Raw genomic sequence first — 25360 nt, forward strand, 5'->3', positions numbered from 1 at the left:
ATCTGGATCTATGTCGACGGCTCCCGCGGCCAGAACCGGACCAGGAACCGCTCCCGCGGATCCGCGTCGTCATCGGCCCGCGTGCACACCCGTACGTTCCACAGCCGTTCCGGCTCGCCGAGCAGCAGGAAGCCGTCCTGCACGTCCGAGTACAGCGTCGTCGCGCAGACTTCGCCGGTCTCCGAGCGGAACACGCCGGTGACGACATCCGCCCACGCGTCGCGCTGGTCCCCCGGCTCGTCGTCCCACGCTTCGAGCGTGAGGCTCACGAGGTCGTCCTCCGCCGAGAGCGCGAGGCCGCGGTGGTCGGACGGCTCGAAGGGGTCCCAGGACGACGACACGTCCACGACGAAGAAGGTCCCGTCGTGGACGTGCAGCTCACAGTCGCTACGCGAGATCAGGGGCATGCGGACCGCCGGTGGTGAGAGACGGATGACGTACGACCGCCGCCCTGAGCAGCCGGTCGTGGAGGAGCCGGGCGTCGGCGTCGAGGAACGCCGCCAGCCCGCCGGCGAGCAGGAGCACCAGCCCGATGTCGGGAACGAAGGCGAGGAAGGGGAAGGCCAGCGTGCGCAGGGCCGCCCTGCCCGCGCCCAGCCGTCCACCCGTCCGCACGTCGACGACGCGTACGCGCAGCAGCCGCTTGCCGAGCGTCCGGCCCCACACGGCGTGCTGCACCCAGACATAGAGGAGCAGTATGAGCAGGTCGAGCAGCTCTTCGGGCCGCACGCTGCCCTCCAGCACGTCGCCGAGCCGTCCCAGCAGGCCCTGGTCGAACCAGGTGAACCAGACGCTCGGATCGACCAACGACCAGGCCGGTTCCACGACCAGGCGGAGAGCAGCGACGACGACCAGGTAGTCGATCAGAGCCGCCACCGGACGACGCCACGCCGTCCCGCCGACGGCCGGCTCTTCCCGGGCCGCCGTACGCGACGCGGCGAACACCAGCGCCGCGGCCAGCAGGAGGCACCGCTGGTTCGGTCCCCAGCTGTCGAGCACCCTGCGGAACCACTCGGCGCTGAGTATCGGAACCGTCTGCAAGCAGCCCTCGGGCTCGACGTACATCGGGGTGAGGGGCTCGACGACGGCGATCACGACGAGAAGCCCCGCGACGCGCCTGCCGACGATCGCGCGATCCGTGTCGCGCACGTACGCCAGGAGCCCTAGGAGCACGGCCAGAGCGGGAACCGCCCAGCTCTCGGCGGTTTCCACCACCCTCGACAGGTCATCGCGCAGCGTGGACAGCGGCCATTCGTCGCCGCCCGGCCTGCCGACGCACCCCTGGATCACGAAGGGCCCGTTCTCCACCCGCCGCAGCTCCCATGTCGGAACGGCGGCCAGGGCGACCGCGGCCAGCCAGGCCGGAACGGCGAGCCAGGCCGGCAGGCGTGGGCGTCTCACGCCCGGTCCATGTCCGGCAGGAACGGGTGCACCACGACCCGGCATGATCATCTCCTCCCGCGAGCCCCCAACCTAACGGCCGGGCGGCTGGCGGGAACCCGAAATGATCAGGAAAAGCGGCGGTACGGCTCAGCGGGCGGCGCGCACGGCCTCCCGCGCCGCGCGGGCGAGCTTCTCGTCGTACGGCCGGCCCAGCTCACGCGCGAGCTCGATCGTGCGGTCGAGCAGCGCCAGCGCCTCGTCATGGCGGCCCGCCACGCGGCAGGTCTCGGCGTAGGTGTGCAGGAAGTCGATCTCCAGTTGCACCTCGGCCAGCGGTTCCAGCAGCTCGAAGGCCCGCCGGTGGTGGTCGAGCGCCTTCTCCAGCGAACCCGCGATCCGCAGCGCGACACCGAGATAGTTGTGGCACCACGCCTGGTTGTGCTGGAGATTGTGCTGCTCGGACAGCGTCAACGCCTCGTGCAGCCTGCGCTGCGACTCCGCCGGGTCGTCCGGCGCCAGCGCGAGACCGAGCGTGACGAGCCCGGTGACCCGCGCGGGCCCGTCCGCCAGGGCGAGGGACGCCCGGGCGAGTTCGGCGGCTTCGTCGCGCCGCCCGAGGTGGAGCGTCACCCACCCGTCGAAGGCCAGCGCCTGCGACTGCCCCATCCGGTGCCCGAGCTTCTCGAACAGCTCGCGTGCCCGCCGGAAGTGCGCCTGCGCCGCTTCGAGGTCGCCGAGGTCCCGCCGTACGAAACCGATGCGCAGCGCGAGGGCGGCGGCGGTGTCGTCGTCCGGCCCCGACCGCTCGGCCGTCTCGTAGGCCGACAGCGCCTCGCCGAGGCGTCCGGCGGCGGCCCGGGCGAAACCGAGGTCCGCGAGCAGCGCGGCCCGCTGCCGATCGCGGCCGAGACGCCCAGCGGCGTCCGCGGCGGCTTCGAGCAGGCGCGCCTGGTCGTCGGTGCCGCGGTGGCGGAAGAACCAGACCCGCATGGCCTGCGGCAGCTCGGCCACCACCTCGTCCATGCCCAGCCGTACGGCGGTGTCGAAGCAGGCCACCAGGTTGACGTATTCGAGGTCGAACCACGCCATCGCCTTCGCCGGGTCTCCCGGCGCGGGGTCCTTGCGGTGCGGTGAGGGCAGCGTGCGGTCGTGGGCGACGGCCTGCGCCAGATAATGCGTCAGCACCCGGCGCAGCGCGGCTTCGGCCCGTGGCTCCTCCTCGGCGGCGAGGTCTGCCGCGTACTGCCGGAGCAGATCGTGCATCCGATATCGCCCCGGCGAGGGCTCCTGCACCAGGTGGGCGTCGACCAGTTCCTCCAGCGCGGCTGCGGCACGGTCGGGCGGCATGTCGGCGAGCGCGCCCGCGGCCGAGGCGTCGAAATCGGTGCCCGGCAGCACGCCCAGCAGCCGGAACATCCGGCGCTGAGCCGTGTCGAGCTGCTGCAGCGACATGCCGAACGCCGCGTCGAAACGGCTGGGGGTGGCGCGCAGCCGTTCGGCCAGCACGGCCACCGTCCAGCCCGGACGGTGGCGAAGCCGCGCGCCCGCCATCCGCAGCGCCAGCGGGAGCCCGCCGCACTGGCGCAGCACCTGGCCGACCGCCTCCTCTTCGGTGAGCGACAGCCCGGCCGCCCGGCCGAACAGGTGCGCCGCGTCGTCGTCGGCCAGCGGCTCCAGGGACACCGGCGGCACCGCGTCCAGGCTGACCAGCCGGTGACGGCTGGTGACCAGCACCGCGGACTTCCCCGCGCCAGGAAGCAGCGGACGCACCTGCTCGGCGTCGACCGCGTTGTCGAGCACGACGAGGACCCGCAGGCGCGACAGCTCCGACCGCCACAGCGCCGCACGTTCGGCGGTGCCGGCCGGGGGATGCGTGACGTCCAGCGCGCCCAGCAGCCGGCCCAGCGCGGCGTGCGGCTCCAGCGGCTCCTGTCCCGGGGTGAAGCCCTGCAGGTCGAGATAGAGCCCGCCGTCCGGGAACGCGGAGACGAGCCGATGGGCCACGTGCACGGCCAGGCTGGTCTTGCCCACGCCCGCCATGCCGTCGATCGCCGCCGCGCCGGTGGTGCGGATCAGCTCCTCGACCAGGGCACACTCGGCTTCCCTGCCGGTGAAGTCGAACAGGTCGGCCGGCAGATCGTTGCGCCGCCGGGCGGGCGCCGCTCCGGCTTCGGCCGCCTCGGCCCACAGCGCGCGCAGTGGCCGGGGATCGCGTCCCACGGCCCGGCACAGCGCCACGACGGCCTCCCACGGCGGCACGAGCTGTCCGGTCAGATATCGCGACAACGACGAGCTGCTCAGCCCCGTCTGGGCGGGCGAGAGCGCGCAGGCTGAGCCCGCTCAGCTCCTTGATCCGGCCGAGCTGAGCCACCAGTCGTTCCTGGGGGCTGGACACGTGCAACACCGTACCCGTCCCGGCCCGTACGGACGGATCGGCGGCGCGTTCGCGCAGGTCAGCAGCGTTATCGGTGTCCCACGGTGTCCCACTGGGCAGGCGCCGCCGGGCACGCCGATGGTCTGATAGCTCGTGTCGGAAACACCTGCGGCGAAGGAGTGGCGATGTCGACCGAGCGCATGCCGAACCCGGCGGCTTTGATCCCCGAGGCGATGGAGGCCCTGATGGCGCTCAACAGGGCCGTCGCGGGCGCCGGAGTGGACGGCAGACTGCTGGCGCTGAGCCACCTGCGGGCCAGCCAGATCAACGGCTGTGCTCCCTGCGTCGCCGGGGGCGTCCACCAGGCCCGGCGGCACGGCGCGACCGATGACCAGGTGCACGCCGTCGCCGCGTGGCGGGAGACGCCGTGGTTCAGCGACGAGGAGCGTGCCGCACTGGCCCTGACCGAGGCCGTCACCCGGCTCGCCGACCGGCCCGACCCCGTGCCCGACCAGGTGTGGGACGTGGCCGCCACGCACTTCGACCAGAAGGAGCTGGCCGCGCTGCTGCTCAACATCGCGATCGCCAACGCCTTCAACCGGCTCAACGTGCCGACCCGACAGCAGGCGGGCCAGTGGTGACGCCGTCCCCCATCACCGCCTGAAGCCGTACATCACAGAAGAGAGGAAATCGTCATGTCGAAGACCACCACCGCCAAGGGCCAGAAGTACGACGGGTTCACCGAGGAAGAGCGCGACGCGATGAAGGAGCGCGCCAAGGAGCTCAAGACGAGCGCACGGCGGGGCGCCAAGGCCGACACGGAGAGCGAGGTGCTCGCCAAGATCGCCGAAATGCCCGAGTCCGACCGGGTCATCGCCGAGCGCCTGCACGCCGTGATCAAGGCCGCCGCGCCGACCCTGACCCCGAAGCTGTGGTACGGCATGCCGGCGTACGCCCACAACGGCAAGATGGTCTGCTTCTTCCAGGCCGCGGCGAAGTTCAAGGCCCGCTACGCGACGCTCGGCTTCAGCGACGCGGCGAACCTCGACGACGGAGCCATGTGGCCGGCGTCGTACGCCCTGGCCGAGCTGACCCCCGAGGTCGAGGAGAGGATCGCCGCGCTCCTGAAGCAGGCGCTGAGCTGAGAAGGTCCGGCTACCTTCACGACGTCAGCCTCATGACGTCAGTCGACAAGCGCCGAGCCGAAGACCCACGGGGACGTCTGGGAGATGAAGTCCCCGGGGAATCCGAGCTCGAAGCCGGTGGCCTCCTCCAGCCGGGCGATGCTTTCCGGCGGCAGGGTGAGGCCGGCGGCGGCGAGGTTGTCGCGGAGCTGGTCGGCATCGCGCGCCCCGACGATGGGATGGATCGCGCGCGACCGGCTCGCGGTCCACGCGATGGCCACCTGGGAGGGCGTGGCCCCGAGGTCGTCGGCGACGTCCTGCACCACCCGGGCCATCGCGTGGTCACGGGCCGACAGCGACTCCGCGTTCAGCCGGCCGCCGGTCGCGGGGGCGCCGGGGCGGGTGTACTTGCCGGACAGCACGCCGCCGCCCAGCGGGCTCCAGGCGGTGACGCCCAGCCCCAGCGACTCGGCCATCGGCAGCAGCTCGCGTTCGATGTCGCGCTGGAGCAGGCTGTACGGCACCTGGAGACCGACGAACGGGCTCCACCCATGCCACTGCGCCAGCGTGTTGGCCCGCGACACGATCCAGGCGGGGGCGTCGGAGATCCCCACGTAAAGAACCTTGCCGGAGCGGACCACGTCGTCCAGCGCGCGCATGGTCTCCTCGATCGGCGTGTCGCGGTCCCACATGTGCACCCAGTAGACGTCCACGTAGTCCGTACGCAGCCTGCGCAGGCTGGTCTCCAGCGACGCCCGCAGGTTCTTGCGGTGGTTCCCCGCCGCGTTGGGGTCGGCGCGGTCGCGTGACACGGTGTATTTCGTGCCCAGCACGAACGACTCGCGCCGGCCCTCCAGCAGCTCGCCGAGTATCCGCTCGCTGGCGCCGTCGCGGTAGTTGATCGCGGTGTCGATCATGTTGCCGCCGGCCTCGGCGTACAGGTCGAGCATGCGCCGGCACTCCGGCAGCGGCGCGCCGACGCCGCCCTGCTCGCCGAAGGTCATGGCGCCCAGGATCAGCTCGGAGACCCGCAGGCCGCTCGCGCCCAGCGTCCGGTATCTCATGCCGTCGCCGATCCGCTGAACAGCTCCGCGGCGGCGGCCTTGTCGGGATCGGAGACGACCAGATGGATCGCGATGTGCGTCATGGCAATGACCATACACACTGTATGGACATGTCGTCCAGATCGAATGTATGGACGTAGCGTCCATACACGCCGTCGTACGCTTGGTCGCATGTCTTCCAAGCGCACCGCTCCCGCCGCGCGCCGCTCGGGCGTCGCGGCCTCCGCAGAGCTTCGGGAGCGCATCCTGTCGGCGACGCGTGAGCTGCTGCGGGAGCGCCGCTTCGACACCCTGAGCGTGAGCGACATCCTGACCGCGGCCAAGGTGTCCCGGGCCAGCTTCTACTTCTATTTCCCGAGCAAGCAGGCGGTGCTCGCCGAGCTCGTACGCGAGGCCGTGACGCGGGGACAGCAGGCGGCCGAGCCCTGGACCGGCGGACGGCAGGACCCGGCCGCCGCGCTCCGGGCCGGTGTGACCGACGGCGCACGGTTGTGGCGCGCGAACGCGGGCGTGCTCATGGCGATCGTGGAGAGCTGGGGCTCCGACGACGACCTGCGAGCCCTGTGGCTCGAACAGATGGACCTGTTCACCGAGGCCGCCGTGGCCCGCATCCGATCCGACCCGGAGGCGCTGCGGCATCTCGGCGACGCGGACGTGCGCGCCGTGGCCGCCTCGCTGACCTGGATGGGCGAACGGCTCTACTACCTCGCCGCCTCGGGGGTGCCGCCCTTCGACGACGAGCAGGTCCTCGTCGACGTGCTCACCAATGCGTGGACCTCGCTGCTCTACGGCCGGTGAACCGGGCGGCGACCTCTCCCACGCTCAGGCCGCGCCGCCGTCGTCCGGTGCGGCGGGTGACTCGGGTGCCGTGAGGCGTGCGGCGAGCGCCGCCGCGGCATCGGAGAGCCCGGACCAGCGCCGGCAGCACAACAGCAGGTTGCGCTTGGCCCAGGAGTTCGTCAGGTCCACGGCCCGCAGGTCGTACGTACGCCGCCAACGGTCGATCGCACGCGCGGGAACCACGGCGATGCCGACCCCGGCCGCCACCGCGCCGCAGATCGCCTCCGTGGACGGCAGATGCGCCCGGTAGCGGGGCCGGAGCCCGAGCGGCTGGGCCTGCCCGCTCAGATGCTCCTGCAACGGGTTCCCCTCGGTGAAGCCGACGAACGGGTGGCCGAGGCACTCGCTGAACGCGACATGAGCACGCGCGGCCAGCGCGTGGCCCGGCGGTGTGATGACGACCAGCGGATCGGGACGCAGCACCGCCCGTTCCAGCCGGCCCGAGTCCACCGTGTCGGCGATGATCCCCAGCTCCGCCCGGCCGTCGGTGACGGCGGCGACGATCTCGTGACTCGGCCGCTCCTCCAGCTCCAGGTCGATGTCGGGATTGTCGGCCATGAAGTCGACTATCACCGACGACACGAGCGTTTCGGTCGCCGAAGTATTCGCCGAGATCACCAATGTGGACCGCAGGCCGTCGGAATAGCGCGACAATTCAGAACGCATCCGAGCAATCTGCTCGATGACCTGACGGGCATGGGCCACCAGCAGCCACCCTGCCGGTGACGGCACGACACCACGGCGATGCCGGATCAGCAGCGGCGCTCCCAGAGCCTTCTCCATCGCCTTGATCCTCGTGCTGGCCGAAGCCAGCGACAGGTGTGACCGCTCCGCGCCCCGGGTGATGCTGCCCTCATCGACCACCTGGAGGAACAGCTGAAGATCGGTCAGGTCGTACGTCATGGTCGAGACGCTACCCATCTCGGCCCCCACTCTGGAGACTTCGGGTCAGCCGAAGGCTCGCCCCAAAAAGAACTCATTGTGGACTCGGGTGCAGGCGTCAAGACTTTGTCCTGATCTGCAAATTCGCTATCCGGAGGCGTCAATGTCACCTCAGGCCGAGCCGGCCGAAGTCGCCGAGAACCGCATCGCCGCGGACTGGGATTTGGATCAGTGGGCGGACCGGATCCTCGAACAGGCCGGCGTCGGAGTCACCATTCTGGATCGCCACGGAACGGTGATGTACTACAACAAGTGGGCTTCGGAGCACCTGGACCGGAAGCCCGGATACAGGCTCATCGAACTTGATCGGGGTTGAGGCGAGGCTGCGCCTGCTCGCGCGGCTGCGGGATGGATTGCCTCTTGAGGGAGCTCGCGGCTCCCGTTGATCATTTCTGTTATCTACGCAGAAGATCAACAGAAGAGCCGCGAGCATGGTCAACGATACGACCCGGCTGCTGGGCCTGGAGGGCCTGGCCGTCGTCGACGTCGTCGCAGCAGGTGAAGACAGCAGGCAGGGGCCGATCGTGCATCTGGTCACCGCCGACGAGAGCGCTCGGGCCTGCCCCGAGTGCGGGGTGTTCGCGGCCCGGGTCAAGGAGTGGGTGACCACCCGCCCGCGTGACCTACCGGTCGCGGGCCGCCGCTGTGACCTGCGCTGGCGTAAACGCCGGTGGTACTGCGACGAGCCGGCCTGCCCGAGAGGGACGTTCACCGAGCACGTCGCACAGGTCCCGGCCCGGGCCCGGCTGACGGTGCGATTACGCCAGGCCGCCGGGGAAGCCGTCGCCGACCGTGGGAGGACGATCGTGCAGTCGGCTCGCGACCACGGCGTGTCCTGGCCGGTGGCCTGTGCGGCGTTCACCGCGCACGCCCAGCGGGTGCTGCCCGGTCAGCCCGCCCCCGTCACGGTGCTGGGGATCGATGAGATCCGCCGAGGCCGGCCCCGCTGGACCTGGGATGAGACCACCGGCACCTGGCAGACCGTCGTGGACCGATGGCATGTCGGCTTCGTCGACCTGTCCGGCGGGCAAGGCCTGCTCGGCCAGGTCGAAGGCCGTACCAGCACTGCTGTCACCGGCTGGCTCGGCCAGCGTACTCAGGCCTGGCGTGATGGCGTGACCTTCGTCGCGATCGACATGTGCACCATCTTCAAATCCGCCGTCCGGGTGGCGTTACCGCAGGCCAGGCTGGTGGTCGACCACTTCCACATCGTGCAGCTGGCCAACGCCGCCGTCACCGAGGTCCGCCGCCGCGTCACCGTCCAGGTGCGGGGCAGGCGCGGGCGCAAGGGCAACCGCGAATGGGAACTACGTAACCGGCTGACCCGCTCGGCCGCCCGGATGCACGGCTCGCAACTCGACCCGATGGTCGATGACCTGATGGCGCTACCGAGGCGGATCGGAGTGCCGATCCTGGCCGCGTGGAACGCCAAGGAAGACCTGCTCGACCTGCTCGCCTTGGCGCGCACCCACCCCGATCGCTCCGTCGTCGCCGGCCGGCTGTTCCGCTTCTATGACCGCTGCGCCGCCTCCGGCCTGCCTGAACTGGAACGCCTGGCGAGCACGGTCGAGACCTGGTGGCCCGAGATCCTCGCGTTCATCCACACCGGCATCACCAACGCCGGCTCCGAGGGCACCAACCGCGTGATCAAGACCGTCGCCCGCGACGCGTACGGCTTCCGCAACCCCGAAAACCAGCGGTTACGCACCCGCTGCGCCACCACCCGACGAAGCCGCGGATTCCTCAACCCCGCTTAACTTCGAAGAGCCCGGATACATCGGAGACGACGTCCGGAAGCGACATCGCCGAGCGGTGACCAATCCCCGTTTCGACGCCATGCTCCGGCTCTTCGAAGAGGGCCGCGTCGAGCCGGTGCGCTACGTCGCCAGGCCGTACGGGAAAACCACGATCCTGGTCACGGTCTCACCGATCCGGGTGGACGACGAGCTGGTCGGCTTCTCGCAGATCGTCCTTCTCAAGGACGAGATACAGGAGCTCTGCGCGCGGTTCGACGAGTCGGGACGCGAATCCTTCGAGCGAGAAATGCTGCCCTGACCTCGATCTTTCGCCGGTCTGCATGCAGTGGTCGGCAAGCTCGCGGAGCACGACCAACTGGTGCTCGGCTTCCAGCCTCTCGAACGAGGCGACACCCTGCGGCATCGGACGAAGACCCTGCGCCGGTTCATTCAGAATGACCGCATGCTCGTGCACGTCGCCCTGCCTATCATCACGGCCCCTCGCTGAGTTTTACGAGCTGCTACGCGCGGCCTCGCGAGGGTGGTCCGTGGCCTGAAGGGCGGTCACTGGTCTGCTTTAGCCGCTTTCATGCCAGTACGGACGGCACCAATCGGCAATGTCGGCTTTGTCTTCTCGTCGCCTCCGGGCAAGATCTCGCGGTTAGCGTCGTGCGGCCACATTCCGCACGCGGAGGTCTGAAGCCATGCCTGAACTGTCCCGCAGAAACTTTCTCGGCACTGCCGCTGCCGTAACGGGAGCGGCCGCCGTCGGCGCCGCACTGCCCAGCGCCAGCGCCGCCGCGGCCCCCACACAGAAGCCCGGTCACCCGCCCAAGCCGTACGGCGACATCCGTGACGTCAAGCACGTCATCGTGATCATGCAGGAGAACCGCAGCTTCGACCACTATTTCGGCGCGATGAAGGGCGTGCGTGGTTTCGGCGACCGCTCGACCATCGTGCTCCCCGGCGGCAAGACCGTCTGGGAGCAGCCGAAGACGTTGACCGACGGCGCCGAGACGCAGTACCCGTGGCGGCTGAGCGGGGCCAAGACCTGGAGTGGAGCGACCCCGCCGAGCGCCGAGCTCGGCGCCGCCAACTACGGCGGCACCAGCCACGGCTGGACCGACCAGCACGGCGCCTGGTACGGCGGCCTCATGAACGGCTGGTACTACGCCAAGGGCGGCCCGACCACACTGGGCTACCTGGACCGCCGTGACCTGCCGTTCCACTACGCCCTCGCCGACGCCTACACGGTCGGCGACGCCTACCACTGCTCCGCACTCAGCGCCACCGGGCCCAACCGCACCTTCCTGTGGGGCGGAACGATCAACGCCGACAAGAAGCACGGCAGCTTCACCGCGTACGACGGCGGTGACGAGCGCGGCAAGTTCCTGCCCTGGGAGTCCTACGCCGAGACGCTCCAGAAGGCGGGCGTCAGCTGGCGGGTCTACCAGTGCGCCGACGACTACGGCGACAACGGCCTGGAGTATTTCAACACCTTCGGCAAGCTCGACCCCACTCAGGGCGGGACGGCCGAACCGGGCAACGTCTTCTACGACAACGGCGTGAAGAACGTCCCCGAGCCGGTCACCGGGCTGTCGGGCAACGCCGACAACCTCATCGCCGCGATCCGCGCCGACGTGCTGGGGGGCACCCTGCCCCAGGTGAGCTGGATCGTGAACAACCAGTTCTTCTCCGAGCACCCGGTCACGGCGCCGAGCAACGGCGCGTACTTCCTCCGCGGTGTGCTCGAGGCCCTCAACGCCGACCCCGACGTGTTCAACTCGACCGTGGTGATCATCAACTACGACGAGAACGACGGTCAGTTCGACCACGTCCCGCCGCCCGTGCCGGCGCCGGGCGAGGCGGACGAGTTCGTCTCCGGCACCATGGCCTCGTACGGCGTCACCGAGCCGCTCCCCGTCGGGCTCGGCTTCCGCGTGCCGCTCATCCTCGTCTCGCCCTGGACCCGCGGCGGCTGGGTGACCTCGGAGGTCTCCGACCACACCTCGGTCATCCAGTTCATCGAGAAGTGGTCCACCGCGCTCGGCAAGCCCGCCATCTCGCCCAACATCAGCGACTGGCGGCGCAAGGTCTGCGGCGACCTGACGTACGCCTTCGACTTCAAGAAGCCCATTTACGGCATGCCCGAACTGCCGGAGACCGGGCCGCTCATCCCCGAGACGCGATACACCCCGCTGCCGGGCGACAACATGATGCCGACCCAGGAGGAGGGCACCAAGCGGGCGCGGCCGCTGCCGTACCAGCCGAACGCCAACCTGGCCGGGTTCACCGGCGGGCCGTCCGGCACCGTGGCGAACCTGACGTTGAGCAACGAGGCCCCGTTCGTCACCAAGGCGAGCCACTTCTCCGTGTACAACAACCGCGCCGGGATCCCGTCGCTGGCGCAGTATCCGGCCGCGTTCCCGGGCCAGTACACGGTCGCCGCGCAGTCGACCATGTCCGGGACCGGCGCCGTGGGCTCCTCCGCCGGCGACACCACGTACGACATCACCGTCATCGGCCCGAACCGGTTCCTGCGCCGGTTCGCCGGCGACGTCGCCACCGCCGGTAAGGACCTCGTCGTCGAGGCGGACTACTACGACGGCAAGTCGACGAAGAACCCGAAGCTGAAGCTCTGGCTGCGCAACAACGGCAGCACCCGCGTGACGTTCACGATCACCCACAACAACTACATCTCCGGCAAGCCGGACACCGTGAAGGTCAACGCGCACGGCAAGGAGGCGTGGACGGTCAACCCGGTGAAGGAGAGCGACGGCTGGTACGACGTGACGGTCACCGTCGACGTCGACGGAGGCTGGTCGCAGCGGTTCGTCGGCCACATCGAGACCGGTGAGGCCAGCATCACCGGCTGATCCGGCAACAGCATCGACGGCAGGCCCTTCCCGCCACACCGTGGGCCGCGAGCGAATCGCGCCCCGGCCCGCGGGGAGGGCCTGCCCTTTAGGGGCGGCACGGCCGCACACCGCCCCGATGACGTCACAAGGCAACACCGCACGCCTCGAGGAGCGGCGCAAGCCCGCGGCCGGTCCGCAGCCCCTCGCGCAGGTCGCCCGTCACCCCGGCCAGCTTGGAAAAGACGGGATGTTGCAGTGCTGTCGTTGCCGGCGCACTGGAGTCCGCGGACACCTGGCCCATTGGCAGCGACACCATCGGTTAGTGCTGACCGCCTCCGTTGTGGCCGGAGCCCTCTCAGAGGCTTGAGCCGCCCTTGCCGGGTCCGCCCGGGCCGCCCTGACCGGGTCCACCCTGGCCGCCCTGACCGGGTCCACCCTGAGCGGGTCCACCCTGGCCGCCCTGACCGGGTCCACCCTGGCCGCCCTGACCGGGTCCACCCTGGCCGCCCTGACCGGGTCCACCCTGAGCGGGTCCACCCTGGCCGCCCTGACCGGGTCCACCCTGAGCGGGTCCACCCTGGCCGCCCTGACCGGGTCCACCCTGGCCGCCCTGACCGGGTCCACCCTGGCCGCCCTGACCGGGTCCACCCTGGCCGCCCTGGCCCGAACCACCCTGGCCGCCTTGGCCGCCCTGACCGGAGCCGCCGCCCCAATGGCCGGAACCACCCGCGCCGCCCTGACGAGGTCCGCCCTGGCCGCCCTGACGGGGTCCGCCCTGGCCGCCCTGACCGGAGCCGCCGCCCCAGTGGCCAGAGCCGCCGGAACCACCCTGGCCACCCTGGCCGGGTCCACCCTGGCCGCCCTGACCGGGTCCACCCTGGCCGCCCTGACCGGGTCCGCCCTGGCCGCCCTGACCGGACCCGCCGCCCCAGTGGCCAGAGCCGCCGGAGCCGCCCTGGCGGGGCCGGTCCCCGCCCCAGTTGTGGTCAGAGCCGCGGCCCCAGTCCCAGCCGTGGCCATGGCCGAACCCACCCCAGTTCTGGCCGAACCCGCCCCAGCCGCGGCCGCGCCCGTCCCATCTGTGGCCGAACCCGTCCCAGCGCTGACCGATCCCGAACCCGCGACCGGGGAGGCCGTACCAGCAGCCGGGCAGGTCAAGGGTCCGGTCACAGTTCCAGCGGCCGGGCAGGGGGTACGCGCGACCGTTGAGGATGTACACCGGAGTGCGGTAGCTGCACGTGGGCATGATGTACACCCCACCGTTCATGATGTACTGGCAGCCGGGCAGGACGTACGTGCGGCCATCCAGGACGTACTCATGAACAACGCGCTCGTCGAGCCGGTAACCGGGGAGGCCGTACCAGCGGCCGGGTAGGCCGGCGATGGGCTGCTCGTACCAGTCGCCGGGCAGGGCGTACGTGCGGCCGCTCAGGATGTAGACGGGACGGGTTTGGCTGCAGGTGGGCATGACGTACACCCCGCCGTTCACGATGTACTGGCAGCCGGGCAGGACGTACGTGCGGCCGTTCAGGATGTATTTGTGATCGCGGTCCCCGCGGAAGCGACCTTGCACGGTGTGCCTCGGGGAGTAACCGTTCCTCGCGCTGATGTGGGACCTGCTGCTGGCCGTGTGCGTGGTGGTGGTCGCCGCACTCGAGGCAGCGTGCGTGAGGGTGCGCGCCGCGCTTGTGACCGTGTGCGTTGTGCTCACCGCGCTTGCGACCTGGGTGGCCACCGCCGCAGTGGTGATCAGTGCAGCGGCGGCGAGGACGCCACCGGCAACGAGAGCTTTCTTCATCAGGAGATGATTCCTTTCGTGAGGTTCGCGGAAGGCGCCATGCTCTCTTCCTGATGGGGTCGAGGACGCATCCCGGGAGCCGACCGGCTGAGAATGGCGCGGCGGAACGTGTAGTTCTTCGGTCGAGATGGTGCGAATCGAACTCTCGATAAGAACCCATCCGAGGAGGTCAGGAATACGAATTCTCAACAGAAAGCACGATGAGTTCGCAGATCCATGGAAGATGAATGCATGGGTTGAACAGGTCGACAGTCTGCGCCCCCGCTGCTGTCGCGATGGCGTCCGCCGTGGTACGACGGCGCGTGCCTCGCTTGAACAGACCGTCAATGCACTGTCCGCTGGTAACGGCCGGGCAGCGAGCGAACTCGGTCACCCTGCGACCGAGTCCGACCATCAAGGCGCGCAAGAGCACCACGCTCCGCAGGTGCACCTGCGGCTTCCCGGCCATGGCCAACCTCTCCACGGAATAACTCGTCATCAGATTCTGCTGACAGTTCGACTGCGGGTCACACTGTAATGGGAACGGGTACGCCGGCGCCCGTAGAACTGAAAGATTTCTGTGTGCGTGTCTTAAGGCAGAGGTGCCTTGCGAGCCATCTCGCCGAAAATGCCGTAGCTGGTGATTTGTAGAGGATTTCGATCTATTGTCAGAATTCAGCGGGCATGATACGTAGTGGGAGTGTTGGCAAGAGGCCCTCCCGGAGCTACCAGGAGGGCCCGGCCAGGGCGAAGCGCTGGGCTCGCCGCCAACGGGCGCGCTAGCGTACGGCCCAATGAGCCGACTTTTCCAGGGCGACGTCGAAGGCCCCGCGCTGCTGCAACGGGCCTTCTGGATGTCGTTCGGACTGCTGTTCCTGACCCCAGTCGGGGTGGCGGTGGCCCATTACGAAGGGACGCGGCGCTGGCTGGGCCTGGCGGCCATGGTGGTGTTCGCGCTGATGTACTACGCGGCGGCGTTCGTACGGCGGCACTGGGACGACCCATACACGGTGCGGTCGGTGACGGTGCTGGCGACGTTCGCGCTGCTGGCGGCGGGGCTGCCACCGCTGTTCGGTCTCGACTGGCTGGGTCTGCCGATCTACCTGGCATTCGTGCTGGCGATGTCGCTGCCGCTGCGGTGGGCCGCGTACGGAGTGCTGGTGTCGACGGCCGTGATAGCCGTGGACGGGGTGCTGGTCGGCGCCCCGGCCCCGATGATCGGCGGGTTCGCGCTGGTGCTGCTGGCGTTCGGAATGTTGATGGTCGCGCTCCGGCACTCGCGGACGCTGGTGCTGCAACTGCGCGAGGCTCGCGGCGAGGTCGCCCGGCTCGCCGCCGCCGACGAGCGGTTGCGCATCGCCCGTGACCTGCACGACCTGCTCGGCCACAGCATGTCGCTCATCGTGTTGAAGAGCGAGCTGGCGCGGCGGCTGGCCGACCGGGACCTCGCCCGCGCCATCGCCGAGATCGGCGACATCGAGTCGGTGGCCCGGTCCTCGCTGACGGACGTGCGCGAGGCGATCTCCGGCTACCGGCGGCGTGACCTGAGCGAGGAGCTGGACGGCGCGCGGACGGTCCTGGCTGCGGCCGGAGTGGACACGACTGTACGGATGTCGGGAGCGCCCCTGCCGGATGCGGCCGACGGCGTGTTCGGCTGGGCGGTGCGCGAGTCGGTCACCAACCTCGTCCGCCACGCACGCGCTTCCCGCTGCGTCATCGAGGTAGGACGCGACGGCGACGACGCGGTGCTGGAGGTCCGCGACAACGGCCGGGCCAAGGGGAAGCACGTTCCGGGCAACGGCCTGAACGGCCTGTCCGAGCGCGTCGCTGCCGAGGGCGGCACGATGGAGTCCGGCCCGCTGCCGGGCGGCGGCTTCCGGGTAGCGGTCCGCGTCCCCATCGGGTCTGCCTCATGATCAGGGTCATGCCGGCGGAGAACACGGTGCGGGGCCCCGGATCCAGCGCGTACACATGCTGCGGAAGCATCTGGCGGCTGCGATAGCCTCCCGCAATGCCCTCCGCTTCAGTCGACTGGCCATCGGTCGCGGCCGCGGGTTTCCCCTTTCCCGGGGATGTGGCGGTCCGCCGCCTCGCGGACGAACTCTCGGCCATGCTCGTGTCACCGGATCCCGCGGTCCGTGACGACCACGCTTACACCGCGCTCGCCCGCTGGACCCGCGACGGGCACCTGGACGAGGTGCTCGCGGACATCGGAGACACGTCGGCCAGGCGTTTCACCCACCCGGACATCCAGGCCCGCTCCTTCGCCGCGCTGGTCCTCGCCCGCTGAACACAAGCGAACGGAACTGACACACTTCGCGCCTCGCCAGCGATCTCTCTAATAGAGATCAGGAGGCGAGATGGGCGGAACGCTGTGGATGGAAACCGTCAAGGCAGTTCCCAACCTTGCAGTTGCCCTATTAACCCTCACCCTTGGATGGTTGGTGGGCAACCGGCTCACCGCTCGATGGGACGAGCGGAAGAAGCGCCGAGAGCTGGATCTCCTGGCTCTCGGCGCTTTCTATGAGGCATACGGGCAGTTCTGTTCAATTTGGAAGTCCTGGGACGGCGCTCCTGCCAGTTTCAGAGAGGATGATCGTTTCCAAGCGGAGATGCTGAGCCGTGCTGCCGAAGCAGAGGGCAAAGTGGAGTCGCTCCTTGTGCGACTGGCCTCCGAGCACTCCCTGTCGCAGCGGGAATGCACCCTTCTTGGCTGTTTTCGACAGGCTTTCCAAAGCCTACGGAAGTCCATCCAGCGGAAGGTCCCCCTGCAGTCCCGTATCTATAAGTCCGGCACCCGAGAGATAGTGGCGCATCGGTGGACCAGTGCGGACGCTCCGCCCTACCTTGCCTTCAAGGCTCTCGCCGGCTTCACATCAGACCTCATGTCTAATAGCAGCCTATCAAGTCGTGAGCCAGAGTCCTCCTTCATCGCCTTGCGACATATCACAAGTAACGCTCTGGAGAGGACTTGGGTGGACGAGACGTTCCAGTTGCTTAGCCTCGGAAGCCGCACTTAGCCGATCAAGTGGGCAACTGTTACGAGGGTGTTAGCAAGAGGCCCTCCCGGTGATCCGGGAGGGCCTCTGTAGTGGAGCCGCCTAAGGGAATCGAACCCTTGACCCCTTCATTACGAGTGAAGTGCTCTGGCCGACTGAGCTAAGGCGGCACGCCGCGAACGGCTTCGCACAGTCTACAGGGTTGGCGCGGTTCTCGTGCACCCGTCGCGGCCCGGAGCGTCGCGATCTTCGAAGGCCCCCGGAGGGCCCACGGGCGCGGTCCGGGGGCGTGATCAGCGCGACGAGAGATCGGTAAAACTTCCCGAGCCGCCCACTGGGCCTCCCTTTACCCGATGACCAGCGGAGACAGGGCATACCAGGCGCATCTGTCACACGAAAAGCGCCCTGTCTCGTCCGACGGCGCCCTCGGGCCACCAGACATTTGACCTCATCCCGCACGGCTCTTGCCGGGTGGTCGCCGCCCGCCCGCGGCAGGCGGCATGCTGGTGCTCGTCACGCAGGCGACAGCAGGGGAAACGACGGGTATGCGATCGGCTGGGCAGAAAGCGAAGGTCCTACCGCCTCGTACGCGGTACGGCGGTGGTCAGAGCCGGCGAATGGCGATCGCGGCGCTGGCCGCGCTGCTGCCGTTCGCGGCGTGCTCCAGCCACGCTCCGGCCGGCTCCGAACAGCCCGGCGCGGGCGCGTCGGCCCAGCCGGCGGCCGAGGCGCCCTCGGCCGATCTGCAGCCGTTCTACGCGCAGCGGCCCGCATGGAAGGCGTGCGGCGACGGCTTCCAGTGCGCCAAGATCCAGGTGCCCCTCGACTACTCGAAGCCCACGGGCGAGCGCATCGACCTCAGCGTGATCCGGCTGCCGGCGACCGGCAAGCGCGTCGGCTCCCTGCTCATCAACCCCGGCGGGCCCGGAGGCTCCGGCATCGACTACGCGCGGGCGGCCCGATCCGTGGTCAGCGACAAGGTGCGCGCCCAGTTCGACGTCGTCGGGTTCGACCCGCGCGGCGTGGGCCAGTCGACCCCGGTCACGTGCATGACGGCCTCCCAGCTCGACGCGTACATCGGGATGGACTCCAGCCCGGACACGCCGGCGGAGGTCACGGCGCTCGACAGGGAGTCGAAGCTGTTCGCCGACAACTGCGGAGCCAAGTCGGCCCGGCTGCTCCCCCACGTCGGCACGGCCGACGCGGCCAGGGACATGGACGTCCTGCGCGGCGTCCTCGGCGACCGTGGTCTCACCTATCTCGGCAAGTCGTACGGCACCTATCTGGGCGCGATGTACGCCGACCTGTTCCCCAAGCACGTGCGGGCACTCGTGCTCGACGGCGCGGTGGACCCGGCCGTGCCGTCGCTGAAGTCCAACGAGGTGCAGGCGAAGGGCTTCGAGGTGGCGCTGAAGGCCTTCGTCGAAGACTGCTTCCTCGACAAGTCGTGCCCCTTCAAGAGCCGTACGGTGGACGGCGCGATGCAGGAGATCAGCGACCTGCTGTCGCGGGCCGACCGGCAGCCGCTGAAGAACGACCTGGGCGACGGCCGGCAGATCAACGAGGCGTGGGCGGTCATCGGCATCGCCACTCCGCTGTACGAGCGGGCGGCCTGGCCCCGGCTGCGGGAGGCCCTGGCCAAGGCGATGAACCAGGGCGACGGCACGGAGCTGCTCCAGATGGCCGACCTGCTGGTCGACCGGCGGGCCGACGGCAGCTACTCGAACCAGACCGAGGCCAACATGGCCATCAACTGCGTCGACCACCCGTTCCCCAAGTCGCTGGCCGCCTACCGGAAGGCCGCGGGCCAGGCCGCCAAGGCGGCGCCGCACTTCGGGCCGTTCGTGATGTGGGGTTCGCTGCCCTGCGCCTACTGGCCGGTGAAGTCGGTCGGCACCGACAAGCCGCTCAAGGCCGCCGGCGCGCCGCCCATCCTCGTCGTCGGCACCCTGCGCGACCCCGCGACGCCGTACGAGTGGGCGCAGGGGCTCGCCTCGGAGCTGACCTCGGGCGTGCTGCTCGGGTATGACGGCGACGGGCACACGGCCTACCGCAGCGGCTCGGCGTGCGTGGACAGCGCGGTCGACGACTACCTGCTCGCCCTGCGCACGCCCAAGAGCGGCACGATCTGCCCGAAGACGGGCTGAGACCGGAGACCGACGTAGCGGACGGGCCTTTTCCCGGCAAACCATCCGTCCATATCCCTACAATTCCGGCACATGGCTTACCGGTGGCGATCACGCGATCTGACTGTGCCTGTGACCATGGCCGCGGCCTTGGCCGTGTCCGGATGCGGGGTGCTGGGCATGCCCCGTGGGCCGGAAGCCGCCTCACCGATGCCACCTCGGCCGTCCGCCACGTCAGCTCAGAAGCCCACGTCGGCCGAGAAGCCCACGTCGGCCGAGAAGCCCACGTCGGCCGAGGAGCCCACTGGGGCGTCTCTGGCCAAGGAGGGGTGGTTCGGTCCCACCGGCCCCCTCCACGCGCGGGTGGAGATGCGCGAGGTGGAACGGCTGGCCGACCGGTCCGTCCTCCATTTCACGGTCACCTCGCTGGAGGACGAGCCACGCCACACCGGCAACGCGTTCGGGACGGCGGCCGGTGACTTCGGCAGCTACCGCATCCCGCTCGTCGACCCGGTCGGTGGCAAGGTCTATCACCCGCTGACCGACCAAATCGGAACGCTGGGCAGCAAACCGGGATATTACGAGCCCGGCGTGCGCTACGAGACCGTCGTCTACTACCCGCCGCTCCCGGCCGGCGTCCGTACGGTCACCGCGATCACTGCGGGCACGGCCGGGGAGTTCACCGGCGTGCCCGTGGTGGACGGCACCGGTTCCGGTAGCGCCATGTCGCCTACGACCGCCCCCGGCAGCACGCCGCAGCCCGGCACCACCGTGTCGTGGCCGGTGCGGGAACCCACCGGAGAGGTCACCAGCAGCGTCCAGGACCTGTACGGCATCACCGAGAGCCCGGAGAAGACGACCGACGCGAGCGGCGGCGACGAGACCGTGGGCCTGCGCACCGACGTGCTGTTCGCCTTCGACTCCGACCGGCTCACGGCACGGGCCAAAGCCGTGCTCGACGACGTCGCGAAGGAGACCCGGGAGAAGGCCGATCCTGACCGGCCTCCCATCCTCATCGAGGGCCATACCGACGGCAAGGGCACCCACGCGTACAACATGGCCCTGTCCCTGCGGCGCGCGGAAGCCGTACGCAAGGAACTGCAGGCGCGCCTCGGCGGGGCGTACCGATACCGCGCGACGGGCAAGGGCGAGACCGAGCCCGTCGCCCGCGAGGGAGGGGCGGACGACGAGGATGCGCGGGCCAGGAACCGGCGGGTGGAGATCTCCTACCGCATCAAGCAGCCGACCGGCGGCTCCACGGCCTCGGCAACCGAGGAGACCCGTGCCGACGAGCCCACCACGGGCGGGGGACGACCGGCGCCGTTCCACGCGGACGACGGCGAGACCGTGGCCGGCCGGACCACCACCCAGAAGCCGACCGGGCAGCGTCTCCGCATCGACGTGAAGCCCTTCTATCGCGACGGCGCCTACCTCGTCGCGGTGTTCGACATCGTCAACCTCGGGCCGCGCGCCCTCGGCGCGGGGACCGGATATGGCGGGGACATCGCCTACATCGGCGGCTGGTACACCGGCTTCTCCGTCGTCGATCCCGCCTCGCACACCGTCTATCGCGCCGTACGGATGGGGCCTGACGACCCGCACGGCCCCGACGACTACGTGGACCCGGGCTGGGCGACGTTCAATGTCGAACCGGGCACGGGCAACCGCGGCTTCTTCTACGTGCCGGCGCCCCCTCCTGGCGTCACGAGCGTGACCTTCGACGCCGGCCCCTTCGGCAGGTTCGACAACATCCCCGTACGTTAACCCCGTACGTTAACCCGGACAAAGGTGAAAGTTTCACGACCGGCAGTTTCGTGATCGACACTCCGATGCCTGCTCGGCCCAGGTGATCAGGCCGCTGCCCGCTCGGCCGAGCAGGCCCGGCACCTTGACCATCCCTCGCGCATGGGGTCTACTCCGCCGCATGACACGGTCTCCCGCCGTGAAATGTTAGCGCTCACATTAACGTAACCCGCTCGGCGAGCGACCACCACCTCAGGAGGCGCATGTGAGATCCGCTTTATCGCCATACAGGCGCACGGTCGCCTGGATCGTGAGCCTGCTGTGCGTGCTGGTGCTGCTCCCGGCCGGCGCGGCCAGGGCGGACAACCCGATCGTGCAGACGATCTACACCGCCGACCCGGCGCCGCTGGTCTACAACGGCCGGGTCTACCTCTACACCGGGCACGACGAGGACGGCTCGACGTACTTCACCATGAAGGACTGGCGGGTCTGGTCCTCGACCGACATGGTCAACTGGACCGATCACGGCTCTCCGCTGAGCGTGTCCACCTTCAGCTGGGCCAAATCGGACGCCTGGGCCGGGCAGGCCGTCTATCGCAACGGCAAGTTCTACTGGTACGTCCCCACGACCAACCGGTCCACCGGCAGGATGGCCATCGGCGTGGCCGTATCCAACAGCCCCACCGGGCCCTTCAGCGACGCCCTGGGCCGCCCCCTGGTCGAGAACGGCGAGATCGACCCAACGGTCTACATCGACGACGACGGACAGGCCTACCTCTACTGGGGTAACCCCAACCTGTGGTACGTCAAGCTCAACAGCGACATGACCTCCTATTCGGGCAGCCCGACGAAGGTCAACCTCACCACCTCCGGGTTCGGCACCCGCACCGGGGACGCCAACCGGCCGACGCTGTTCGAGGAAGGCCCCTGGTTCTACAAGCGGGGCGGCCTCTACTACATGGTGTTCGCGGCCAAGTGCTGCTCGGAGTTCATCGCCTACTCCACCGCCCCCGGTCCGACCGGCCCGTGGACCTACCGCGGCACGATCATGCCGACCCAGGGCAGCAGCTTCACCAATCACCCCGGGATCATCGACTATCAGGGCAATTCGTACTTCTTCTATCACAACGGCGCACTGCCGGGCGGTGGCGGCTTCACCCGCTCGGTCGCGGTGGAGAAGTTCACCTACAACGCCGACGGCACGATCCCGACGATCAACATGACCACGACCGGCGCGCCGCAGGTGGGCACGTTGAACCCGTACGTCCGCCAGGAGGCCGAGACCATCGCCTGGGAATCCGGCGTGGAGACCGAGCCCTCCACCGAAGGCGGCATGAACGTCGGCTTCATCGAAAACGGCGACTACATCAAGGTCAAGGGCGTCGCCTTCGGCAACGGCGCGACGTCGTTCACCGCGAGGGTGGCTTCCGGCGCCAGCGGAGGAAACATCGAGGTGCGCCGCGACAGCGCCACCGGCACCCTCATGGGCACCTGCGCGGTCCCGGCCACCGGCGGCTGGCAGGCCTGGACGACCGTCTCCTGCCCCGTCACCGGCGCGACCGGCACCCACGACCTCTACCTCAGGTTCACCGGCGGCAGCGGCTATCTGTTCAACGTCAACTGGTGGCAGTTCAGCGGCGACGGCGGGCCACCCGCCAGCCCTTCGCCGTCCCCCTCCGCACCCGCGTCGCCGTCCGCGTCGCCGTCCGCGTCGCCGACGGGCACCCCGCAGACGACGAGCGCGATCCGGGGCACGGGCTCGGGCCGGTGCCTGGACGTCACCGAGATGTCGCAGGCCAACGGGGCGCAGGTGCAGATCTGGGACTGCAACGGGCAGTCCAACCAGCAGTGGACCTCCACCAGCGCCGGTGAGCTGCGCGTCTACGGCAACAAGTGCCTCGACGTCAACGGCGCGGGCACCGCGGACGGCACCAGCGTGATCATCTGGGACTGCAACGGCCAGAACAACCAGAAGTGGCGCTTCAACTCCGACGGCAGCATCACCGCCGTCGGCGCGAACAAGTGCCTCGACGTGTCGAACTACGGCACCGCCAACGGCAGCAAGGTGCACATCTGGACCTGCCACGGCGGAAGCAACCAGAAGTGGACCCGCACCTGATTCCGTAGAGCTCGGGGACGGCGCTTCGACGCGCCGTCCCCGGCCTGCCGCACGTCACGCGCGCCGGCGGGCGGCCCTCTCGACGATCGCCGCCCCGGTCTCGGACTCCAGCGCCGGGGTGTAGCCCGCGGCGCGCAACCGGGCCAGGGTCTCCTCCTCGCCCCGCGCGCTGATCAGCACCGTCGGGGCGATCTTGCGCAGGCCCAGCGTACGCAGCGCCGCGGAGCGGGCGAGCTCCTCGACGAGCGCTTCGTCGTCGGAACGCAGGCAGCACCCGGAGCGCACCACCCGGACACGCCCGTGCGTACGGGCGGTGTCCTTGATCAGATATTTCAGCGGCTGCGGCAGGGGCGCCTCGGCCACCTCGGCGAGCCGCGCGAGCAGGGCGTCGGCCTCGTGCCCGCGGTCGAAGGCCCGGCGTACGGTCGAGCCGGAGAAGCGCCAGACCACGGCGTGCCCCTCCGACTCGCGGTCGGCGACGTCGTCGAGCAGCTCGGCGAGCTCCGGGCCGGGCATCCCGCGCACCACGGCCGTCAGGTCGGCCTGGAAGAAGGCGGTGGCCTGCGCGGGCGGGAGCATGGCCGTCAGGGCGGCGGTCAGCGCGGGCTCCGGCGACGTCCACGCCGCACCGCTGAGCAGCAGATCGCGTACGGCACGGCCGACGCCGGTGAGGGCGCCCCCGGCGACCACGCCGAGCAGCTCGGCCTCGCGCAGCACGGCGCTTACCAGGTCGTCGTCCGCCCCCGACTCCGCGAAGTGGAGCGGGCGATGCCAGGCCGCCCGTTCCGTCACGTACGGCAGGCCGTCGGCGGAGACGCCCTTGCCCGGGGGAAGCGCGGCGAGCGCGTCGAGGACGGCGCTCCTGATCCCGACCGCGTACGGATCGTCGGGCTCGATGATGGCGACCGGCGTCCCGGCCTCCTCGGGCCAGAACGTGTAGACGGCGGGGATGGTCGCCCAGGTGGCGATGATCGGCGTCAGCCGCTCGGCGGGAGACCGCTGCAGCCAGTCGTCGTACTCCGGCTTCGGTAGCAGGCTCACGACCGGATCCGGCAGCTTGCCGCGATGGCCCTTCGGCCGCTGCACCGGCTCGGCGTGCAGGCCGAGCAGCCCGGCCTGCATCGCCAGATCGAGCCAGAGCCGGGCGACCTCCTCGGCCACACCGGCCGCCTTGGCGATCCGCCTGGTGTCGCGGACCGCCAGGCCGCCGGCCTTGCGCAGGGCGGGAGGCTGGCCGGCGCACGCGGCGAGCACCCGCTCGATCTGGGACAGCGCGGCCGTGGCGGCCGCCTGGGCGGAACCATCGGCGCCGACGGCGTCGGGAAGGCCGGACGGAGGCCGCGGCGGCTCCGGCGTGAACGGCACACGCAACTCGCCGAGAACGGCCACGGCGACCTCGATCGGCACCTCCGCCGTGTCGTCCAGCCCGGCGGGCAGGAGGAGGCCGCGCGCGGCCAGCCAGTCGGTGTCCGGGTCGCCGGAGCCTCCCGGCCGGAAGGCGTACTTCAGCACCTGGTGATAACCGAAGACGCCGCGCGCCTGATAGGCGTGGGTGAGCACCCGCGATCCGCTCCCGATGATCTCCAGCAGCCACTGCCGGGCGCTCGCGGGGGCCTGCGCGAGCAGGGCCCGCACCCGCTCCTGGTCGGTGAGCAGGTCGAGCACGTTGCGCTCCGCGTCCTCCCGCGTCCTGGCCTTCGGGAATCCCAGGGCCTCGGCGATCGCGTGGACCTCCGGAGCGTTGAAGTGAAGCCCGATGAGCTCCGCCGCCGGGCGGCCCAGCCCCGCCGTCTCGGCGAGGTGCGCGTGGACGCCCGTGGACACGATCACATGGTCGGCGTGCGGTGGAAGCACCAACGCCATGTCGGCGAGCGCGTCCAAAGTGGCGGCCGCGTGGTCCCGCAGGGCGGGATCGTCTCCGGCTAACAGGTCGAGCACGTCGGCGCGGGGCACGGCCCTCGTCACCGGGTCCCCGTCATGCCAGAGGTCGAGCAGCGGCCCGTGGCGCTGCGCCGCCAGCCACGCGACGGCCGACAGGGCCTGATGCTGGGGACGGGTGCAGAACCGCGCGAGCGCGAGCGCCGCACGCGGCTGCAGCAGCAGCCGGGCGAGGTCCTGCGGAGTCACGTCGTCGTCTGTGGTGAACCCGACCCGGGCGAGGATCAGCCTCCGGTCCTCTGGCGACTTCGTCTTCAGCCATGACGCCAGGCGCTGCCGAGTGCTCATCACCGCAGCGTATTACGCCGCGTACGGCGGCCGGGCCGGTCTCGGCGGT

22 protein-coding genes and 1 tRNA gene are annotated in these 25360 nt (G+C 69.9%); 13 read left to right on the forward strand and 10 right to left on the reverse strand.

Annotated elements, in window-relative coordinates:
* Positions 1–8 precede the first annotated feature (8 nt).
* From OHB01_RS08390 to OHB01_RS08400, 3 genes are all read right to left on the reverse strand, one after another.
* Positions 9–407: a hypothetical protein gene (locus OHB01_RS08390; protein ID WP_142651441.1), complete on the reverse strand. Its 399-nt coding sequence runs from the start codon at positions 405–407 to the stop codon at positions 9–11.
* On the reverse strand, positions 388–1401 hold the full coding sequence (locus OHB01_RS08395) for an RDD family protein (protein ID WP_168066498.1): 1014 nt from the start codon (positions 1399–1401) through the stop codon (positions 388–390). The genes OHB01_RS08390 and OHB01_RS08395 overlap by 20 nt, the downstream gene beginning before the upstream one ends.
* A 129-nt stretch (positions 1402–1530) precedes the next feature.
* Positions 1531–3684 (reverse strand): ATP-binding protein, encoded by a 2154-nt coding sequence (locus OHB01_RS08400; RefSeq protein ID WP_328855834.1) that lies wholly within the window; start codon positions 3682–3684, stop codon positions 1531–1533.
* Positions 3685–3942: 258 nt separating this feature from the next.
* Between OHB01_RS08400 and OHB01_RS08405 the strand changes: the two genes are divergently transcribed.
* Positions 3943–4398: a carboxymuconolactone decarboxylase family protein gene (locus tag OHB01_RS08405; RefSeq protein ID WP_142651444.1), complete on the forward strand. Its 456-nt coding sequence runs from the start codon at positions 3943–3945 to the stop codon at positions 4396–4398.
* Between the two features lie 54 nt (positions 4399–4452).
* Complete coding sequence (locus OHB01_RS08410; RefSeq protein ID WP_142651445.1) at positions 4453–4902, forward strand: iron chaperone; 450 nt, start codon at positions 4453–4455, stop codon at positions 4900–4902.
* Between the two features lie 38 nt (positions 4903–4940).
* On the opposite strand, the gene OHB01_RS08415 is transcribed toward OHB01_RS08410, so the two are convergent.
* Positions 4941–5945: an aldo/keto reductase gene (locus tag OHB01_RS08415; RefSeq protein ID WP_142651446.1), complete on the reverse strand. Its 1005-nt coding sequence runs from the start codon at positions 5943–5945 to the stop codon at positions 4941–4943.
* 171 nt (positions 5946–6116) lie between these two features.
* Between OHB01_RS08415 and OHB01_RS08420 the strand changes: the two genes are divergently transcribed.
* Entirely contained in the window at positions 6117–6743 is a 627-nt protein-coding gene (locus OHB01_RS08420) for a TetR/AcrR family transcriptional regulator (protein WP_328855183.1), read from the forward strand.
* Between the two features lie 24 nt (positions 6744–6767).
* Here the strand turns inward: OHB01_RS08420 and OHB01_RS08425 are convergent, their stop codons facing one another.
* On the reverse strand, positions 6768–7688 hold the full coding sequence (locus OHB01_RS08425; RefSeq protein WP_187280694.1) for a LysR family transcriptional regulator: 921 nt from the start codon (positions 7686–7688) through the stop codon (positions 6768–6770).
* Between OHB01_RS08425 and OHB01_RS08430 the strand changes: the two genes are divergently transcribed.
* Both OHB01_RS08430 and OHB01_RS08435 read left to right on the forward strand, forming a co-directional pair.
* Positions 7687–8043, forward strand: a complete 357-nt coding sequence (locus OHB01_RS08430; protein ID WP_328855184.1) for a hypothetical protein — start codon at positions 7687–7689, stop codon at positions 8041–8043. The genes OHB01_RS08425 and OHB01_RS08430 overlap by 2 nt on opposite strands.
* A 115-nt stretch (positions 8044–8158) precedes the next feature.
* A complete protein-coding gene (locus tag OHB01_RS08435; protein WP_328709300.1) occupies positions 8159–9484 on the forward strand; it encodes an ISL3 family transposase in 1326 nt (441 codons plus the stop codon).
* Positions 9485–9650: 166 nt separating this feature from the next.
* Here the strand turns inward: OHB01_RS08435 and OHB01_RS39875 are convergent, their stop codons facing one another.
* Positions 9651–9887: a hypothetical protein gene (locus OHB01_RS39875; RefSeq protein ID WP_369074160.1), complete on the reverse strand. Its 237-nt coding sequence runs from the start codon at positions 9885–9887 to the stop codon at positions 9651–9653.
* Here OHB01_RS39875 and OHB01_RS08445 point away from each other — a divergent pair.
* Positions 9810–9971 (forward strand): hypothetical protein, encoded by a 162-nt coding sequence (locus OHB01_RS08445; RefSeq protein WP_168066502.1) that lies wholly within the window; start codon positions 9810–9812, stop codon positions 9969–9971. The two genes, OHB01_RS39875 and OHB01_RS08445, sit on opposite strands and share 78 nt — an antisense overlap.
* A 196-nt stretch (positions 9972–10167) precedes the next feature.
* On the forward strand, positions 10168–12339 hold the full coding sequence (locus OHB01_RS08450) for a phosphocholine-specific phospholipase C (protein WP_328855186.1): 2172 nt from the start codon (positions 10168–10170) through the stop codon (positions 12337–12339).
* A gap of 337 nt (positions 12340–12676) precedes the next feature.
* Here OHB01_RS08450 and OHB01_RS08455 read toward each other — a convergent pair whose 3' ends face one another.
* Both OHB01_RS08455 and OHB01_RS08460 read right to left on the reverse strand, forming a co-directional pair.
* Entirely contained in the window at positions 12677–14119 is a 1443-nt protein-coding gene (locus tag OHB01_RS08455) for a hypothetical protein (protein WP_328855187.1), read from the reverse strand.
* Positions 14120–14288: 169 nt separating this feature from the next.
* Positions 14289–14567, reverse strand: a complete 279-nt coding sequence (locus OHB01_RS08460) for a hypothetical protein (protein WP_142651877.1) — start codon at positions 14565–14567, stop codon at positions 14289–14291.
* Positions 14568–14892: 325 nt separating this feature from the next.
* Here OHB01_RS08460 and OHB01_RS08465 point away from each other — a divergent pair, with 325 nt between their 5' ends.
* From OHB01_RS08465 to OHB01_RS08475, 3 genes are all read left to right on the forward strand, one after another.
* Positions 14893–16014, forward strand: a complete 1122-nt coding sequence (locus tag OHB01_RS08465; RefSeq protein WP_142651878.1) for a sensor histidine kinase — start codon at positions 14893–14895, stop codon at positions 16012–16014.
* A 95-nt stretch (positions 16015–16109) separates the two neighbouring features.
* Positions 16110–16388, forward strand: a complete 279-nt coding sequence (locus OHB01_RS08470) for a hypothetical protein (RefSeq protein ID WP_142651879.1) — start codon at positions 16110–16112, stop codon at positions 16386–16388.
* 70 nt (positions 16389–16458) lie between these two features.
* Positions 16459–17118 (forward strand): hypothetical protein, encoded by a 660-nt coding sequence (locus OHB01_RS08475; RefSeq protein WP_142651880.1) that lies wholly within the window; start codon positions 16459–16461, stop codon positions 17116–17118.
* A 72-nt stretch (positions 17119–17190) separates the two neighbouring features.
* On the opposite strand, the gene OHB01_RS08480 is transcribed toward OHB01_RS08475, so the two are convergent.
* Positions 17191–17267: transfer RNA gene (locus OHB01_RS08480), tRNA-Thr, on the reverse strand.
* A gap of 447 nt (positions 17268–17714) precedes the next feature.
* On the opposite strand from OHB01_RS08480, the gene OHB01_RS08485 reads away from it, so the two are divergent.
* The 3 genes from OHB01_RS08485 to OHB01_RS08495 all read left to right on the forward strand — a co-directional run bounded on the left by OHB01_RS08485 (position 17715) and on the right by OHB01_RS08495 (position 23085).
* Positions 17715–19244, forward strand: a complete 1530-nt coding sequence (locus OHB01_RS08485) for an alpha/beta hydrolase (protein WP_185949103.1) — start codon at positions 17715–17717, stop codon at positions 19242–19244.
* Positions 19245–19592: 348 nt separating this feature from the next.
* The gene (locus OHB01_RS08490; RefSeq protein ID WP_328855188.1) at positions 19593–20987 is read left to right on the forward strand and encodes an OmpA family protein; all 1395 of its coding nucleotides are present in this window, start codon (positions 19593–19595) and stop codon (positions 20985–20987) included.
* A 244-nt stretch (positions 20988–21231) separates the two neighbouring features.
* Positions 21232–23085, forward strand: coding sequence for a lectin (locus OHB01_RS08495; RefSeq protein ID WP_328708924.1), 1854 nt, complete (start codon positions 21232–21234; stop codon positions 23083–23085).
* A gap of 54 nt (positions 23086–23139) precedes the next feature.
* Here OHB01_RS08495 and OHB01_RS08500 read toward each other — a convergent pair whose 3' ends face one another.
* Entirely contained in the window at positions 23140–25311 is a 2172-nt protein-coding gene (locus tag OHB01_RS08500; RefSeq protein ID WP_328708923.1) for a helicase-associated domain-containing protein, read from the reverse strand.
* Positions 25312–25360: the final 49 nt, after the last annotated feature.

This window comes from Microbispora hainanensis, assembly GCF_036186745.1.
GTDB lineage: Bacteria > Actinomycetota > Actinomycetes > Streptosporangiales > Streptosporangiaceae > Microbispora.

Bases quoted from the DNA above. Each gene is read 5' to 3' on its own strand.
- OHB01_RS08390 (WP_142651441.1), bottom strand. From the start codon at position 407: ATGCCCCTGATCTCGCGTAGCGACTGTGAGCTGCACGTCCACGACGGG.
- OHB01_RS08405 (WP_142651444.1), top strand. From the start codon at position 3,943: ATGTCGACCGAGCGCATGCCGAACCCGGCGGCTTTGATCCCCGAGGCG.
- OHB01_RS08410 (WP_142651445.1), top strand. From the start codon at position 4,453: ATGTCGAAGACCACCACCGCCAAGGGCCAGAAGTACGACGGGTTCACC.
- OHB01_RS08415 (WP_142651446.1), bottom strand. From the start codon at position 5,945: ATGAGATACCGGACGCTGGGCGCGAGCGGCCTGCGGGTCTCCGAGCTG.
- OHB01_RS08420 (WP_328855183.1), top strand. From the start codon at position 6,117: ATGTCTTCCAAGCGCACCGCTCCCGCCGCGCGCCGCTCGGGCGTCGCG.
- OHB01_RS08430 (WP_328855184.1), top strand. From the start codon at position 7,687: ATGGTCGAGACGCTACCCATCTCGGCCCCCACTCTGGAGACTTCGGGT.
- OHB01_RS08425 (WP_187280694.1), bottom strand. From the start codon at position 7,688: ATGACGTACGACCTGACCGATCTTCAGCTGTTCCTCCAGGTGGTCGAT.
- OHB01_RS08435 (WP_328709300.1), top strand. From the start codon at position 8,159: ATGGTCAACGATACGACCCGGCTGCTGGGCCTGGAGGGCCTGGCCGTC.
- OHB01_RS39875 (WP_369074160.1), bottom strand. From the start codon at position 9,887: ATGCCGCAGGGTGTCGCCTCGTTCGAGAGGCTGGAAGCCGAGCACCAG.
- OHB01_RS08450 (WP_328855186.1), top strand. From the start codon at position 10,168: ATGCCTGAACTGTCCCGCAGAAACTTTCTCGGCACTGCCGCTGCCGTA.
- OHB01_RS08455 (WP_328855187.1), bottom strand. From the start codon at position 14,119: ATGAAGAAAGCTCTCGTTGCCGGTGGCGTCCTCGCCGCCGCTGCACTG.
- OHB01_RS08460 (WP_142651877.1), bottom strand. From the start codon at position 14,567: ATGGCCGGGAAGCCGCAGGTGCACCTGCGGAGCGTGGTGCTCTTGCGC.
- OHB01_RS08465 (WP_142651878.1), top strand. From the start codon at position 14,893: ATGAGCCGACTTTTCCAGGGCGACGTCGAAGGCCCCGCGCTGCTGCAA.
- OHB01_RS08470 (WP_142651879.1), top strand. From the start codon at position 16,110: ATGCCCTCCGCTTCAGTCGACTGGCCATCGGTCGCGGCCGCGGGTTTC.
- OHB01_RS08475 (WP_142651880.1), top strand. From the start codon at position 16,459: ATGGGCGGAACGCTGTGGATGGAAACCGTCAAGGCAGTTCCCAACCTT.
- OHB01_RS08485 (WP_185949103.1), top strand. From the start codon at position 17,715: ATGGCGATCGCGGCGCTGGCCGCGCTGCTGCCGTTCGCGGCGTGCTCC.
- OHB01_RS08490 (WP_328855188.1), top strand. From the start codon at position 19,593: ATGCGCGAGGTGGAACGGCTGGCCGACCGGTCCGTCCTCCATTTCACG.
- OHB01_RS08500 (WP_328708923.1), bottom strand. From the start codon at position 25,311: ATGAGCACTCGGCAGCGCCTGGCGTCATGGCTGAAGACGAAGTCGCCA.